12 protein-coding genes are annotated in these 15,325 nt (G+C 65.6%); 9 read left to right on the top strand and 3 right to left on the bottom strand.

The window, feature by feature from the left end; translation table 11 throughout:
• The first annotated feature begins 69 nt into the window (after positions 1-69).
• The 5 genes from sufD (at position 70) to AC1DS5_RS15600 (ending at position 4,039) form a co-directional block, all read left to right on the top strand.
• The gene (gene sufD, locus AC1DS5_RS15580) at positions 70-1,398 is read left to right on the top strand and encodes a Fe-S cluster assembly protein SufD (RefSeq protein WP_477719158.1); all 1,329 of its coding nucleotides are present in this window, start codon (positions 70-72) and stop codon (positions 1,396-1,398) included.
• Between the two features lie 217 nt (positions 1,399-1,615).
• Positions 1,616-2,881 carry a SufS family cysteine desulfurase gene (locus AC1DS5_RS15585; RefSeq protein WP_477719159.1) on the top strand — a complete coding sequence of 422 codons (1,266 nt, stop codon included), beginning with the start codon at positions 1,616-1,618 and terminating at the stop codon, positions 2,879-2,881.
• A complete protein-coding gene (sufU, locus tag AC1DS5_RS15590; RefSeq protein WP_477719160.1) occupies positions 2,881-3,327 on the top strand; it encodes a Fe-S cluster assembly sulfur transfer protein SufU in 447 nt (148 codons plus the stop codon). Before AC1DS5_RS15585 ends, sufU begins: the two co-directional genes overlap by 1 nt.
• A 5-nt stretch (positions 3,328-3,332) precedes the next feature.
• Positions 3,333-3,719, top strand: coding sequence for an SUF system Fe-S cluster assembly protein (locus AC1DS5_RS15595; protein WP_477719161.1), 387 nt, complete (start codon positions 3,333-3,335; stop codon positions 3,717-3,719).
• Positions 3,719-4,039, top strand: a complete 321-nt coding sequence (locus AC1DS5_RS15600) for a non-heme iron oxygenase ferredoxin subunit (RefSeq protein WP_477719162.1) — start codon at positions 3,719-3,721, stop codon at positions 4,037-4,039. Before AC1DS5_RS15595 ends, AC1DS5_RS15600 begins: the two co-directional genes overlap by 1 nt.
• A 36-nt stretch (positions 4,040-4,075) precedes the next feature.
• On the opposite strand, the gene AC1DS5_RS15605 is transcribed toward AC1DS5_RS15600, so the two are convergent.
• Entirely contained in the window at positions 4,076-6,415 is a 2,340-nt protein-coding gene (locus AC1DS5_RS15605; protein WP_477719163.1) for a PAS domain-containing sensor histidine kinase, read from the bottom strand.
• Between the two features lie 535 nt (positions 6,416-6,950).
• Between AC1DS5_RS15605 and AC1DS5_RS15610 the strand changes: the two genes are divergently transcribed.
• Together AC1DS5_RS15610 and AC1DS5_RS15615 are read left to right on the top strand one after the other, a co-directional pair.
• On the top strand, positions 6,951-7,586 hold the full coding sequence (locus tag AC1DS5_RS15610; RefSeq protein ID WP_011485159.1) for a protein-L-isoaspartate(D-aspartate) O-methyltransferase: 636 nt from the start codon (positions 6,951-6,953) through the stop codon (positions 7,584-7,586).
• 165 nt (positions 7,587-7,751) lie between these two features.
• Positions 7,752-10,211 carry a spermine/spermidine synthase domain-containing protein gene (locus AC1DS5_RS15615; protein ID WP_477719164.1) on the top strand — a complete coding sequence of 820 codons (2,460 nt, stop codon included), beginning with the start codon at positions 7,752-7,754 and terminating at the stop codon, positions 10,209-10,211.
• Between the two features lie 40 nt (positions 10,212-10,251).
• Here the strand turns inward: AC1DS5_RS15615 and AC1DS5_RS15620 are convergent, their stop codons facing one another.
• Entirely contained in the window at positions 10,252-11,214 is a 963-nt protein-coding gene (locus AC1DS5_RS15620; RefSeq protein WP_477719165.1) for an AEC family transporter, read from the bottom strand.
• A 164-nt stretch (positions 11,215-11,378) separates the two neighbouring features.
• Here AC1DS5_RS15620 and AC1DS5_RS15625 point away from each other — a divergent pair, with 164 nt between their 5' ends.
• A complete protein-coding gene (locus AC1DS5_RS15625; protein ID WP_477719166.1) occupies positions 11,379-13,520 on the top strand; it encodes a UvrD-helicase domain-containing protein in 2,142 nt (713 codons plus the stop codon).
• 48 nt (positions 13,521-13,568) lie between these two features.
• On the opposite strand, the gene AC1DS5_RS15630 is transcribed toward AC1DS5_RS15625, so the two are convergent.
• Entirely contained in the window at positions 13,569-14,393 is an 825-nt protein-coding gene (locus AC1DS5_RS15630) for a phosphate/phosphite/phosphonate ABC transporter substrate-binding protein (RefSeq protein WP_477719167.1), read from the bottom strand.
• Between the two features lie 402 nt (positions 14,394-14,795).
• On the opposite strand from AC1DS5_RS15630, the gene AC1DS5_RS15635 reads away from it, so the two are divergent.
• A complete protein-coding gene (locus tag AC1DS5_RS15635; protein WP_477719168.1) occupies positions 14,796-15,296 on the top strand; it encodes a hypothetical protein in 501 nt (166 codons plus the stop codon).
• Positions 15,297-15,325: the final 29 nt, after the last annotated feature.

Genomic DNA, 15,325 nt, shown 5'->3' on the forward strand with positions numbered 1-15,325 from the left:
TTCAGTCACTTCAGGCAAGCTTGCGCACCCCTCGAAGGGCAGCCCGGCATCGCCGGGCATGGGGGTCCCATGAGCGCCACTGCGGCCGACTTTTACCGTGACGAATTCGCCCGCCTCAAAGCGTCGCTGCCCGGCGGGCGCCTGCCGTGGCTGCAGCATGCGCGCGAAGCGGGCCTGGCGTCTTTCGCCGCCACCGGCTTCCCGACGCTGCGCCAGGAGGACTGGAAGTACACCAGCGTCGCCGCCATCGAGAAAAGCCGTTTTGTGCTGGCCGCGCGGGCGCCGTCGGCGCCGAACGGTGTCACGGCACAGCAGATCGAAGACTGGAGCCTGCCCGACACGCAGCGCCTGGTGTTCGTGAACGGCCACTATCAGCCGCGCTGGTCGCGCATCGGGCCGCTGCCCGCGGGCGTCACGCTGGCCAGCCTCGCCGAGCTGCTGGAACGCGACCCCGAGCGCCTGGAAAGCCTGTTGGGGTCGACGCCGGACGCCTACCCTTCCGGCTTCGCGGCGCTGAACGCAGCCTTCATGACCGACGGCGCCTATGTCCATCTGGCTGCCGGCGTGGCGCTCGACACGCCGATCCATCTGCTGTTCGTCGCCACCGAAGCGGGCCTCGCAATGCAGACGCGCAACCTCGTGGTGGCCGACGCCGGCAGCCGGGCCAGCCTGATCGAGCACCATGTGGCCGTGGGCGATGGCGCCTACTTCACCAACGTGATCACCGACCTCGTGGTCGGGCGCGACGCCGGGATCGAGCACCACAAAGTGCAGCAGGAAAGCCTCAAGGCCTTCCACGTCGCCGCGGTGAATGCGGACCAGCAGCGCGGCAGCCGCTTCACCTCGCGCTCGTTCGCACTGGGCGCGGTCCTGGCGCGGATCGACATCGGCGTCGGGCTCAATGCCGAGCACATCACGTGCACGCTCGACGGGCTGTACATGACCGACGGCCGCCAGCATATCGACCACCACACCCGCATCGACCATGCCCAGCCGTACGGCACCAGCCGCGAGTTCTACAAGGGCGTGCTGGCCGGCGCGTCCCGCGCGGTGTTCAACGGCAAGGTGATCGTGCATGCCGATGCGCAGCACAGCGATGCCGATCAGACCAACCGCAACCTGCTGCTGTCGGACAACGCCGAAGTCGATACCAAACCGCAACTGGAGATCTACGCCGACGACGTGAAATGCAGTCACGGCGCCACCGTCGGCCAGCTCGACCCCGAGCAGATCTTCTACCTGCGCTCGCGCGGCGTGGACGATGCGTCGGCACGCGCGCTGCTCACCTTTGCCTTCGCCGAGGAAGTGGTCGACCGGGTAGGCATTGCGCCGCTGCGGGCGCGGCTGGAGAAGCTGCTGCTGGGTCGCCTGCCCGAGCGGGTGAAGGAGCTGATATGAACCACCCCCGAAGCGCCTTCGGCGCCCGGCACCACCGCCAGAGGCGGCGGCTCTTCGGAACCGTCCAAGCCTGCGCAGGCAGGCTTGGAGCCGCGGCCCTCAGCCCCTCAAAGGGGCGCCAGCAACGGCCCGGCAAAGCCGGTTCCGCGCTGGCCCGCGATGGGCGCGACTTGTTTCACGTGTCGTGGGAAGCGCGAAGCGCGCTGGAGCAACTGATATGAACGCCCGAATCAACGAATGGACTGCACGCGCCGACGCGCCCGAGACCGCGCTGGAGCTGGCGCGGTTGCGGCAGGATTTCCCCATCCTGCACCGGACTGTGCACGGCAAGCCCCTGGTCTACCTGGACAATGCCGCCACCAGCCAGAAGCCACAGTGCGTGATCGACTGCGAGGCGCGCTACTACACCGAGCTGAACGCCAACATCCACCGCGGCGTGCACAGCCTGAGCCAGCAGGCGACCGAGGCCTATGAAGCGGCACGCGACACCGTGCGGCGCTTCATCCATGCGGAGCGCCGCGAAGAAATCGTGTTCGTGCGCGGCACCACCGAGGCGATCAACCTGGTGGCGGCGAGCTACGGTCAAGGCCTGCGGCCCGGCGACGAAATCCTGATCACCGAGATGGAGCACCACTCCAACATCGTGCCGTGGCAGCTGCTGTGCGAGCGCACGGGCGCGGTACTGCGCGTCGCGCCCATCGACGACGCCGGCGAACTGCGCCTGGACGCGTTCGAGCGCCTGCTGGGCCCGGCGACGCGCATCGTCGCGCTCACGCAGCTGTCGAATGCGCTCGGCACCCTCAACCCGGTGCAGCACCTCGTTGCGCTCGCCCATGCGGCGGGGGCGGTGGTGCTGGTCGATGGCGCCCAGGCGGTGGCCCACCTGCCGGTTGACGTGCAGGCGCTTGACTGCGATTTCTACGCCTTCTCCGGCCACAAGCTCTACGGCCCGACCGGCATCGGCGTGCTCTACGGCAAGGCGGCGCTGCTGGACGCCATGCCGCCCTGGCAGGGCGGCGGCGACATGATCCGCGAGGTCACCTTCGCCCGGACGACGTACAACGACCTGCCGTACAAGTTCGAGGCCGGCACCCCGAATATCGCGGGCGGCATCGCCCTGGGGGCGGCGATCGATTATGTGAACATGGTGGGTTTGCCCGCCATCGCCGCCCACGAACACGCGCTGCTGGCCTACGCCACCGAACAGGCGGCCGGGATGGCCGGCCTGCGCCTCATCGGCACGGCCCGGGACAAGGCGAGCATCCTGTCGTTCACCGTGGCGGGCGTGCACCCGCACGATGTCGGCACCATCCTTGACGACGAAGGCGTCGCAGTGCGCGCCGGCCACCATTGCGCCATGCCGGTGATGGCGCATTTCGGCGTGCCCGCCACGGTGCGCGCCTCGTTCGCCCTCTACAACACGGTAGAGGAAGTGGATGTGCTGCTGCGCGCGATCCGCAGGGCGCAGGAGGTATTTGGCTGATGTCTGACTTGCGCGATCTGTACCAGGAACTCATCGTTGACCACTACCGCCACCCGCACAATTTCGGGCCGCTGGCGGGGGCCAACCGCCGCGCCGAGGGTTTCAATCCGCTGTGCGGCGACCGGCTGACGCTTTACCTCCAGGTGGTGGACGGCGTGATCCAGGACGCCCGCTTCGAAGGCTCGGGCTGCGCCATTTCCACCGCCTCGGCGTCGCTGATGACCGACGCCCTCAAGGGCAAGACCGAGGCGCAGGTAGAGGCGCTGTTCGCCGGTTTTCACGCGCTGGTGACGGGCGGCGACACCTTGCCGGCGGTTGCGCTGGGCAAGCTGGAAGTGCTGGCCGGCGTGCGCGAATTCCCGGTGCGGGTGAAATGCGCCACCCTGGCCTGGCATACGCTGCGCGCGGCGCTGCACGAGGCCAGCCAGCCGGTTTCGACGGAGTGAATGCGATGAACATTTTCGATTTGATACACCAGGCCAAGGAGGCCGTTGCCCCGCGCCCTGCTGCGCCCGCGGCCACGACCCCCGCCACGGGCTTGCAGGCGCGCGTGGTCGAGGCCCTGCGAGGCGTGTTTGACCCGGAAATCCCGGTCAACATCTACGACCTGGGCCTCATCTACGGCCTGGACGTGGACGAAGCCCGCGGCAAGGTGCATCTCCGCATGACACTGACCGCCCCCGGTTGCCCGGTGGCACAGACCTTTCCCGAAGTGGTCGGCAGCACCGTCGACGCGGTGCCTGGCGTGAACGAGGTCGAGGTCGAGCTGGTGTGGGAGCCGCCCTGGTCCAGGGACCTGATGAGCGAGGCGGCGCGCCTGCAACTGGGGCTGCTGTGATGGCCGACTGGACCGATGTCGCCCCGGCGGACGGCTTCCTGCCCGGCAGCTGCCGCACCGTGGACGTGGACGGCGTGCCCATCGCCGTGTTCAACGTCAACGGCCGCTACTACGCCATCGAGGACCTGTGCACCCACGAGGCCGAGACCCTGTCCGACGGCGAAGTGCTGGATGACATCATCGTCTGTCCCCGCCACGGCGCGCAGTTCTCGCTGGTCACCGGCGAGGCGCTGTCGCCGCCGGCCTACGAGGCCGTGCCAACCTTCCCGGTGCAGGTCGAGAACGGCATGGTGCAGGTGCGGGACGACCGCTTCGACTGACACCTTGACTGACACCTTATGGCGGCAGCCACCCCATCAGGCGGCCGATTCGCTGCCTTGACCCAGGGTAAAGCAGAACATCGCGCCTTCGTTCAATTTGCCTTCGGCCCAGACGCGGCCGCCGTGACGGTCGATGACACGTTTCACGGTGGCCAGCCCGATGCCGGTTCCGGCGAAATCTCCCGGTGAATGAAGGCGCTCGAAGGTGCCAAATAGCTTGTGCGAGAAGGCCATGTCAAACCCGACACCGTTGTCCCGAACAAAAAAGACGGTGTCGCCATCGGCGTCCAGTTCGCAGCCCACCTCAATCCGCGTCAGCACCTGCCTGGAAGTGAACTTCCACGCGTTGGCCAGCAGGTTTTGCAACACGGCCGACAGCAGGCGAGGGTCGCCCTGCGCGCGCAAGCCCTCCTGGATGAGCACCTGCGCCTGGCGCTGCGGCTCCCGCTCCCGGTGGTCCTGCTCGATCCGCCGGGCGACGGCTGAAAGATCGACCGGCTCTGACTTGATCTGCTCGCGGGACAGCTTGGCCAAGGTCAGCAGGCCCTCGATCAACTCGCCCATCTCCTTGACCCCGACACCAATCCGGTTCAGGTAGTGCTTGCCCTTGTCGCTGATATTTTCTGCTTCGGCCTTCGCGAGCAGCTGGCTGAACCCGTGGATGGTATTGAGGGGCGAGCGCAGGTCATGGGACACGGAGTAGGCGAAAGACTCCATCTCCTTGTTCGCCGCTGCGAGTTGGGCCGTGCGCAGCAATACCCGCTCCTCGAGTTCACTGTTGAGGCTGAGAATTTCTTCCTGCTGTTGCCGGCGCTCCGTGATGTCGCGCTCGACCGCCACCCAATGGGTGAATCTGCCCGACTCGTCGGCGATGGGGGCGATGTCTGTTTCCAGCCAGAGCTCCTGGCCGGCCTTGGTGTAAGTGACAATTTCCGCGCGTACCGCTTGCCAGTTTTTCATGGCGGTGCGAATGCGGTCCAGCTCCGCCTGCCCGGTTTTGGCTCCCCACAGCAGCGTCGAGGCATGTCCGAGGACCTCCTTCCGGCCGTATCCGGTGTGACGCTCAAAGGCATCATTCACAAAAACGATTCGCGGCCCCGTATCGTTGAAGGTCTGGGCTTCGGTGATGACTACCATGTCGTTCAGGCGGGACACCGCCGTCTCCAGCAGGCGCAGCTGTGCCTGCTCCGCGCGCCGCTGGGTGATGTCCTGAAAGTAAACCGCGAGCCCCGCCTCTGTGGGATAGACGTGGAAGGCAAACCAGGTCTGCAGCGGCTGATGAAAAGCCTCAAAGCGGGTCGTGTGCTGCGCTTGAGCCGCCATGCGATATTCGCGCTCGATGCGCGCGCCCACGGCCTCGGGAAGCTCCTGCCACAGCGTATGGCCCATCAGGTCTTCCCGGCGGCGCTTGAGCATTCGCTCTGCCTGGCCATTGACGAAGGTGAACTCCCAGTTCCTGTCGATCAGGAAAAAACCGTCGGTGATGCTTTCCAGCGTGGTGAGGAGCTGCGCCTCCAGCGCGAGCGTGCGCGCCTCCGCCTCCTTTTGCTCCGAGATATCCTGAAAGGCACCTTGAATGCGGATGATCTTTCCCGTGGCATCACGCACGGCCTCGCCGATAGAACGCACCCAGATGCGCCGGCCCTTGGCGGTGAGCTTGGGCAGCACAAATTCGTAAGGCGTGCCGTGTTCCACGCAATCCTGCACATGACGGATGACTATCGGCCGATGCTCCGGGAGAAAGTAGCCGACCCCCTCGTCCAGCGTCGGTTGATAACCAGGCGCTACGTCGTGAATCAGGCAGTTTTCATCCGACCAGGTCAGCGTGCGGTCAGGCAGTTCAATCGTCCATCCCCCCAGGCGCGCCACCCTGCCAGCGATGCGGTTGATGGCGAGGTTTTTCTCCAGGAGCGCAGCGGCCTGTTTCAGGTCGTCAACATCGGTCAAGGTACCCAGCCAGTGAGCCGTCAGGCCCGCCGCGTCATAGTGCACAACCGCCCGGCCCAGCATCCAGCGATAGACGCCATCGGCCCGGCGCAGACGGTATTCGACCTCGCAGGTCTCGCCATTCTTGAATGCCTGCGCCCAAAGTTCGGCGGCCCGCGGACCGTCATCGGGATGAACAAGGCCGGACCAGCCGCGGTCCAGGCTCTCCTCCAGGGACAAGCCGCAATAGTCAAACCACCGTTGATTGAAGTAGGTGTAGCGGCCATCGGCCCGCATCATCCAGACGATCTGGGGTATTGCGTCTGCCAGCAGGCGCAATGGTGTGTCACCCATGCCGCCCGCGCACAAGGCCTCAGCGGGGAGCTTGCGGTCAGTGATGCCCTGTGCGGTGCCTGACAAAGTTATCGAGCAGCTGCCTGTCCTGTTCACGCACTCTCCCCGTGTGTGTGTCGTTCTGACTGAATCCTGGATCAGCGAACACGATTGAAATCTTTTCGCAGTCCCGCTTCACTCGCGGCTTTGACGTATTGTGGATTATCACGTGCCACGTCCGGCCACTTCGACGGAGTTCATGATTGTTGTTGAAATGTTGCAGGTCTTGACGGAACGCATACTTTTGCCTGACGGAATGCCCAGCGCAGCCAGCGTACGCCGGCTGGGGAGATCGTTTTGAGCAGCGCATGAATGCTGCATCGCACCCAGGCCCGCCAGCCCGACCTTGGCTCGCCGGGTGCCGCGCACCCCGGACCACTTCCATGCCGTGGGCTTACACCACGGGCTGGACCGCGATCTCCCGCTCTGCCATGATCAGGACATCTCCGCTCCCCCATGACGGACTCCAGCCCGTCGTCGAACCGAAGCGATGGCCACACCCACCGTCCGTGTTGTTGCCGCAGCGCTCCTCTTGAGCATGACGGGGGCACAGACCGCCTCAGCCGAAGACTTCGCGTCCGGGCACCGGCGGATGATGGAGGAAATCACGGCGCTCGTTCGCGAGACCCGCACCGAAACCGGCAAGCCAGCCCTTGATGAGCGGGTGATGGCTGTCATGGGGAAGGTGCCGCGGCACGAGTTCGTTCCCGCTGACCAGCTTCCCCGTGCCTACCAGAACCGCCCCCTGCCGATCGGCCACGGGCAGACCATCTCGCAGCCTTACATCGTCGCACTGATGACCGATCTGGCCAGGGTGGAACCCGGCCACAAGGTGCTCGAGGTCGGCACCGGCTCGGGCTATCAGGCGGCGGTGATGGCGCACTTGGCGCGTGCCGTCTACACCATCGAGATCATCGAGCCGCTGGGGCTGCAAGCCCGGCAACGCCTGCAGAAACTGGGCTACGACAACGTCCAGGTGCGGCTGGGCGACGGCTACCACGGCTGGGAGGAACACGCGCCGTACGACGCCATCCTCGTCACCGCGGCAGCCAGCCACATTCCGCCGCCGCTCATCCGCCAGCTCAAGGCCGGCGGCAGGATGGTGATTCCAGTGGGCGCCGCGTTCATGGTCCAGCAACTGATGCTGGTCGAGAAGAACCGCGATGGGACGGTGTCGACCCGGCAGATCCTGCCGGTGGCCTTCGTTCCGCTGACCGGCCAGCGCTGATATGACACCCACCCCCGTTGCTGGCTCACTGCGTGTAGCCGCCTCCCCCCTCGAGGGGGCAACACCAGCGGCCCGGCAGAGCCGGTTCCGCGGTGTTCCCCGTACAGGCCTCGCGTTTCATGCGTCGCGGCTCGTGCGAAGCGCGGTGGAGCAGTTGAGATATCCATGACCGGGACACGCGTGTCTGCTGTTGGCGGGCCCGTCCCGCCGGTGATCGGCGTGGCCCTGATCTCGGCCGCCGCGCTGGCCTACGAAATCCTGCTGATGCGGCTGTTCTCCATCATCCTGTGGCACCACTTCGCCTACATGATCATCAGCCTGGCGCTGCTCGGCTATGGCGCCAGCGGCGCCGTGCTGACCTTGGTGCAACACGCCGTGCAGCGGCACTTTGCACCGCTGTTCAGCGCGGCCGCCGCAGCGTTCGGGGTCAGCGCCATCGGCTGCTTTGTGCTGGCGCAGCGCGTGCCGTTCAATCCACTGGAAATCCTCTGGGACCCGCGCCAGCCTGTGTACCTGCTGGCGGTCTACCTGCTGCTTCTGCTGCCCTTTCTGTGCGCCGGCGCCTGCGTGTGCATGGCCTTGTCGTGCTTTCGCGGCAAGGTGCCGCGCATCTACAGCTTCGACATCCTGGGCGCCGGGGCGGGCAGCCTGGGCGTCGTGGCCCTGCTGTTCCTGCTGTCGCCGGCGGACACCTTGAAGCTGATCGGGGCCTTGGGATGGGCCGCCGCGGCGGTGGCGTGGCTCGAATGCCGGGGCCCCAGGCACTGGCAGCCGGCGGCCCTGCTGATGGTCATGGCCAACCTGCCCTTGCTGTTGCCGCCGGCCTGGGTGGCGCCCGTCATGTCGCCGTACAAGGAGCTGTCGCAGACCTTGCGCATTCCCGAAGCCCGGTTGATCGAGCAACGCTCGAGCCCGCTGGGCCTCGTCAGCGTGGTCGAGAGTCCGCGCATTGCGCTGCGCCACGCGCCGGGACTGAGCCTCAATGCAACGGCCGAGCCGCCGCCGCAACTCGGGGTCTTCATCGACGGCGAAGGCCTCAACGCGCTGACCCGATTCGACGGGCGGCAGGGCAGCCTGGTCCATCTCGACCAGCTCAGCTCGGCATTGCCCTACCACCTGCTGCGCCATCCGCGCGTGCTGGTGCTGGGTGCCGGCGCCGGCGCCGACGTGCTGCAGGCCCACCATCACGGTGCCAGCCAGATCGATGCGGTGGAGCTGAACCCGCAGGTCGTCGATCTGGTGCGGCGCCGGTTCGCGGACTATGCGGGCGGCATCTATCCGGGAATCGCGCGCGTGCATGTGGCCGAGGCGCGCGGCTTCGTCGCGGCCAGCAAGGAGCGCTACGACCTCATCCACGTGGCGCTGCTCGACTCCTTCAGCGCTTCCTCGGCCGGCCTCTATGCGCTCGCCGAAAACTATCTCTACACGGTCGAAGCCGTGCAGGACGACCTGCGGCATCTGCAGCCCGGCGGCCTGCTGGCGATCACACGCTGGGTCACGCTGCCGCCGCGCGATGCGCTCAAGCTCTTTGCCGCCGCCGTGGTGGCGCTGGAGCGATCGGGCGTCGCCGATCCCGGATCACGGCTCGCCCTGGTGCGCAGCTGGAAGACCACCACGCTGCTCGTCAAGAACGGCGCCTTCGACGGCGCGGACATCGCGGCGATCAAGGCCTTCTGCACTGCCCGCTCGTTCGATGTGGCTTACTACCCCGGCATGCGGCCGGAGGAGGCGAACCGCTACAACGTGGTCGAAGGTCCCGACCTGTTCGACGGCGCGGTGGCGCTGCTCGGTCCGGGCCGGGAAGCATTCCTGCGGGACTACAAGTTTCACATTGCCCCGGCCACCGACGACAAGCCGCACTTCTTTCACTTCTTCAAGTGGCGCTCGCTGCCCGAGCTCCTGTCGCTGAAGGGGCGGGGCGGCTTGCCGCTTCTGGAGTGGGGCTATCCGGTGCTCGTGGCAACGCTGGTCCAGGCGGTGGTTGCGAGCCTGCTGTTGATCGGCCTGCCGTTGGCATGGGTCACATGGGTGGATGCCCGGCAGAACAACAAGGACCGCAGCATGCCGCTCACCGAATCGCGCGGCCGCGTCCTCATCTACTTTCTGGCGATCGGTTTCGGCTTCATGTTCATCGAGATTGCGTTCATCCAGAAGTTCGTCCTGTTCCTGAGCCACCCGCTCCATGCAGTCGCGGTCGTGCTGTTCGCGTTTTTGCTGTTTGCCGGAATCGGCAGCCGCGTTTCCGGGCGACTGGCAGCTGGCCCCCGGGCCATGCGGCATCCGGCGGCGGTGGTGGGCGCGATTGGCCTGTCGGCGGTGCTTTGCCTGGCGCTGCTTCCCTGGCTGTTCCGGCACGCGATGGGGCTGCCGGACGCGGCAAGAATCCTGATCTCGGCCGCCCTCATCGCCCCGCTGGCATTTTTCATGGGCATGCCCTTCCCCCAGGGTTTGGCCAGGGTGGAGGCCATCAATGCCCGGCTCATTCCCTGGGCTTGGGGCATCAACGGCTGCGCGTCGGTCATCGGGGCGGTGCTGGCCACGCTGCTCGCGATCCATGTCGGATTCACCGCCGTGGTCATGGCGGCGCTGGTACTGTATGGGGTTGCGGCGGCGGCCCGTCCTTGACACGTCCCCGACGCTTCATGCGCGCCGCACACCCGAGCTCTCAGGTCAACAAACTCACCGCCGCCGAGAAGCTGAAAAACGCCAGCACCGTCGACAGCAGAATGATCCGCGCAATGCGCCCGTTGTCGGCGCCGAAACGCTCGGCCAGCAAGGCCACATTGCTGGCGCTGGGCAGGGCGGCCACCAGAATCACCACGGTCAGGGCGAAGCGGTCCAGCGGCAGGCCGGCGGCAATCGCCCCGAGGCCGATCAGCCCGACCAGCACCGGATGGATCACCAGCTTGATGAGCGCCACCGGCACATAGTCCCGCAAAGGCACGGTTTCCGCGGTGTTCATCTGGGAGCGCGCCAGCACCGCACCGATGGTGAACAGCGCCACCGGCGAGGCGGCATCGGCCAGCAGCCCCAGCGTCTGCATCACAGGGCCAGGCAGCTTGAGCCCGAAGCCCGACGACAGAGCGCCCAGCACAATGGCCCACGGCATCGGATTGAGCGCCACGCCGCGCAGTGCTTTTTGGGCGGCCACCTCGGCGCCGTGGATGTCGGCCGAGTCCAGCCGCGACAGCGCAATGCACAGCGAGCTGGTGACCAGCAGGTCCACCACGATGGTCACGATCGCCGGGCCGGCCGCCTTGACGCCGAGCAGCGCCACCAGCAGCGGCACGCCCATGAATCCGGTGTTGGGAAAAGTCGCCACCAGCGCGCCGAAAGAGGCATCGTTCCAGCCGATGCGGCCCTTGGGACGGTCTCGTGTGACCGCAATCGTGAATGCCACCAGCAGCAGCGCGCACAGCAGGTACACGGCGACCAGGCTGGCATCGAGCAGTTGGGCAACCGGCGTGCTCGCGCCAAAGCGGTACAGCATGCACGGCAGCGCGAAATACAGCACAAAGGTGTTGAGCCCGGGAATCGCGAGCTGCGGCAGCAGTGCGCGGCGGGCGGCGACATAGCCGCACAGCACCAGGGCAAAGAAGGGAAAGGTGACCAGAAGAATGCTTAACACAGGGCGTATTGTCACCGGCCAGCCGGGCACGCCGGTGACTGGCTATGATTCCCGCTGTTCCGCGCTAATTTTCCCGGACCCTGATTACCGGTTTCTTCACGCCAACACCCTCTCACCCAAGCTAACCCAAGCTGCTCCACCATTTCCCCAAGCGCCCCGCCTGCATGTCGTCTCCCTCCCCTGTTTCCCCTGCCGCCCCTTCGGGCGCTTCTCCTGCCAGTCACGGGCTCAACCTCGCCCAGCAGGAAGCCGTCAACTACCTGCACGGCCCCTGCCTGGTGCTGGCCGGTGCCGGCTCGGGCAAGACGCGGGTGATCACGCACAAGATCGGCCGGCTGATCCAGTCCGGGCTGAAGGCCGAACAGATTGCCGCCATCACCTTCACCAACAAGGCGGCCGCCGAGATGCGCGAACGCGCCAAAAGCCTGATCGGCAAGCAGGCCAAGGGCGTGCTGATCTGCACCTTTCACGCGCTGGGCGTGCGCATGCTGCGGCAGGACGGCCAGGCGCTGGGCTTGAAGCAGCAGTTCTCTATCCTGGACAGCGATGACGTGACCAGCATTTTGAAAGACGCCGGCGGCAGCACCGACGTGGCAACGGCGCGCCAGTGGCAGTGGACCATCAGCGCCTGGAAAGGCCAGGGGCTCAATGCCGCCCAGGCCGCAGCCCAGGCCAGCAACGATGAAGAGCGCCTGGTGGCGCGCGTCATGGCGCACTACGAAGAGCGCCTGACGGCCTACCAGAGCGTGGACTTTGACGACCTGATCGGCCTGCCGCTCAAGCTGCTGCGGGAGCACGAAGCAGTTCGCAACAAATGGCAGCAGTCCCTTGGCCATGTGCTGGTCGACGAATACCAGGACACCAACGCCACGCAATATGAAGTGCTCAAACTGCTGGTGGGCGCGCGCGGCCGCTTCACGGCGGTGGGCGACGACGACCAGTCGATCTACGGCTGGCGCGGCGCCACGCTGGACAACCTGAAGAAACTGCCGCAGGACTACCCCAGCCTCAAGGTGGTGAAGCTGGAGCAGAACTACCGCTCGACCAGCGCCATCCTGCGCGCCGCCAACAACGTGATCGGCCCCAATCCCAAGCTGTTTCCAAAGACCCTGTTCTCGGAACTCGGCGAGGGCGAGCCGGTGCGCGTGGTGGACTGCGACAGCGAAGAGCACGAGGCCGAGCGCGTGGTGGCCCGCATCCAGAGCCTGCGCGCGGGCGGCGAGCTGCAGGCCGTGGGCAGCCAGTACAAGGAATGGAAAGATTTTTGCGTGCTCTACCGCGCCAATCACCAGGCCAAGCCGCTGGAAAAAGCCTTTCGCAAGGCGCAGATTCCGTACAAGGTGTCGGGCGGGCAAAGCTTTTTTGACCGCGCCGAGATCAAGGACCTGTGCAGCTGGATGGTCCTGCTGGTCAACAACGACAACAACCCGGCCTTCATGCGCTCGGTGACCACGCCCAAGCGCGGCATCGGCCACACCACACTGGGCGCCCTGGGCACCTTTGCCGACCAGTACAAGCTCAGCCTGTTTGAGGCGCTGTTCAGCAACTCATTGAGCTCGGTGCTGCCGGCCAAGGCGGTCGGTTCGCTGCAGGAATTCGGCCGCTATCTGAACGAGCTGGAATACCGTGCCAGGCGCACCGTGGGTGCGGTAGATGCGCGCACGTTTCTGAACGACTGGCTCAAGGAAATCGACTACGAAAAACACCTCTACGACGGCGAAGACAGCGAAAAGGTCGCGGCCGCGCGCTGGAGCAATGTGATGGATTTTTGCGACTGGATGGCGCAGCGTTGCGGCGGGCAGATTGACGATGCGGCGGGCGTGACCACGGCCAAAGAAACCAAAACCATGCTTGAAGTGGTGCAGACGATTGCGCTGCTGTCCACCATCAGCGAGCGCGAAGGTGACCAGAATGTGGTGACACTGTCCACCCTGCACGCCTCCAAGGGCCTGGAGTGGCCGCATGTGATGCTGGCCGGCTGCAACGAAGGCCTGCTGCCTTTCAAGCTCGAAGAAGACGACGGCAGCAACACCGACAACATTGCGCTGCGCCTGCAGGAAGAGCGTCGCCTGATGTATGTGGGCATCACCCGCGCCCAGCGCACGCTGGCGGTGAACTGGCTGCGCCGGCGCAAGAAGAACCGTGACACCATCGCCGGCATCCCGAGCCGGTTTATTGCCGAGATGGCGCTGGACAAGGCCACGGTGAAAGAAGACCCGCGCGAAAAGCTCAAGGCCCTGCGGGCCGAGTTTGCCAAAAAATCAGCCGATGGACTGGCCGCCGCGGCGGCCTCGGAACTGCGCTAGAGGGCCGCGACTGCGCCCCCTTTGGATGCGCGACTCAGGCCCCTGCCGTCAAATGCTCAGCCACTTGCCCAAGCCGATCAGGGCGGCCTCGTCGGAGACCAGAAAGCCCGGGACATTGAGTGCGTCCAGACGCTTTTTGCCTTCGGAGTTTTGGTCCAGCTCCACGAAGTAGCTGGTGAGCTGGGCGCGCTGCGCTTCAGACAGCTTGCTGCTGGCAATCATGTGCTTGATGGGGACCGGCTTGCTGCTGGCCAGCACCTTGCCGCCCTTGTCCTGCCAGTTTTTCACCACGGCGCGCGATGCGCTGACGCCAGCCGCCACAAAGTTGTTTTCAATCATGAAGGGGACCGCCTCCTGCAGCTTGACATAGGTGGCGGGCAGCGGCTGCGACCCCAGTGCGTCACGCAGGGTGGCGCGCATGATCACCGAGGTGATGGAGTCTTCGTCGGGCGCGCCGATCTTGCCCGACTTCAGGTCGGCCAGGGTTTTCAGCGTCGAGTCGCCGCGCACCATGAACGACGCCTTGTACTCGGTGAAGCCCTTGGTCAGCGCCACGAGGTGGTAGCCGCCGCTGGTCATGGCGCGGATGGAGTGGTGCGCCGGATGCACATAGGCCAGGTCGTAGCGCTGCTCGGCCAGCCCCGCCGCCAGCTCCTTGTAGTCGGTGACCGGCTGAACCTTGACCGGCCGCTTGAGCAGTTTGCTCAGGTCTTCCGAAATTTCCCGAAAGCGCTCGACGGTGGCGACGGGGTTGACGCGGTAGGTCACGCCTTCGTTCACCGCGAACAGCAGCGGACCGCCTTGGGCCCAGGCCGACCCGGCCACCGCACCCAGCCCGAGAGCCAGCGCACACAGACACTTACGAATGGTCATGAAATTCTTTCGGATAATAGGAACATTCGGCGATTATCAGGTTACAAATTCTTGCACTCTCCTCGGGTTAACCTGCATACCGCATTGCCGCCACGCCCGCGCTTGCTCTTGATGCCCTTGCCCGTGAAATAGTGCACAAGTTCATCCAAGCTCAACCCACTGCGCGTTGTTTTTAAACTCAAACCGACTTCGCGCATTGACAACTTAAATCCTTATTCCAACCGCGATCCTTCGTCCCCTTCGTCCCCTTCGTCCCTTTGCGCGGCCGGTGCCGCCGGCATGCAGCCTGCGCCGCGGCCTGGCGCCAGCCTTGGGCACGAATCCATCACTTTCATTGTGTTCCGCTACGCCCTGGTTGCCCTACCAGCGCCAGAGCGGTCTAACCAGGACATTTACCCAGTCATGACGTCAAAGATGCTCCGGCTCACGCTCTTGTTCATCGCTGCCTGCTCCCATTTTTCCGGGGTCAGCGCCCAAAACACAACGAAAGCGGCGGCATGCCCGCCTCCCCACGCCCTGAAGGCCGAGCAGCTGCATGGCCTGTGGGCCGCGCGCTTTACCAATCCGCCCACCGGCTTGCCGGCCCGCGCCACCATGCGGCTGGAGCGGCATGCGGAGTTCACGGAAAGCCTGGCCGGCACGGTCAGCCGTGACCTGCGCGGAACCAAAGACGCCCCGAAGGCTGGCGGCCATGCCGCGAAAGCCGCGCTGGCCGGCGACCTGGAGGACGGCCTGCTGCTGCTGGATGAGTCGTCCGACAACATCAGCATCACCGGCACCTGGAATGGCGAAGCGGTGGAAGGCTCCTGTGGCCGGATGTTCCGGGGCACCTGGAAAGACACCAGCAGCAGCGCACCGGCCAACGCGCCCGATGTGCCCTTCACCCTGACCCGATTACCTTGAGGATTTCACCCGCCGTGATGACTGACGCC

The organism is Polaromonas sp. P4_H1, assembly GCF_056400945.1.

Coding starts and splice junctions, on each gene's coding strand:
- sufD (WP_477719158.1), top strand. CDS start 70: ATGAGCGCCACTGCGGCCGACTTTTACCGTGACGAATTCGCCCGCCTC.
- AC1DS5_RS15585 (WP_477719159.1), top strand. CDS start 1,616: ATGAACGCCCGAATCAACGAATGGACTGCACGCGCCGACGCGCCCGAG.
- sufU (WP_477719160.1), top strand. CDS start 2,881: ATGTCTGACTTGCGCGATCTGTACCAGGAACTCATCGTTGACCACTAC.
- AC1DS5_RS15595 (WP_477719161.1), top strand. CDS start 3,333: ATGAACATTTTCGATTTGATACACCAGGCCAAGGAGGCCGTTGCCCCG.
- AC1DS5_RS15600 (WP_477719162.1), top strand. CDS start 3,719: ATGGCCGACTGGACCGATGTCGCCCCGGCGGACGGCTTCCTGCCCGGC.
- AC1DS5_RS15610 (WP_011485159.1), top strand. CDS start 6,951: ATGATGGAGGAAATCACGGCGCTCGTTCGCGAGACCCGCACCGAAACC.
- AC1DS5_RS15615 (WP_477719164.1), top strand. CDS start 7,752: ATGACCGGGACACGCGTGTCTGCTGTTGGCGGGCCCGTCCCGCCGGTG.
- AC1DS5_RS15625 (WP_477719166.1), top strand. CDS start 11,379: ATGTCGTCTCCCTCCCCTGTTTCCCCTGCCGCCCCTTCGGGCGCTTCT.
- AC1DS5_RS15630 (WP_477719167.1), bottom strand. CDS start 14,393: ATGACCATTCGTAAGTGTCTGTGTGCGCTGGCTCTCGGGCTGGGTGCG.
- AC1DS5_RS15635 (WP_477719168.1), top strand. CDS start 14,796: ATGACGTCAAAGATGCTCCGGCTCACGCTCTTGTTCATCGCTGCCTGC.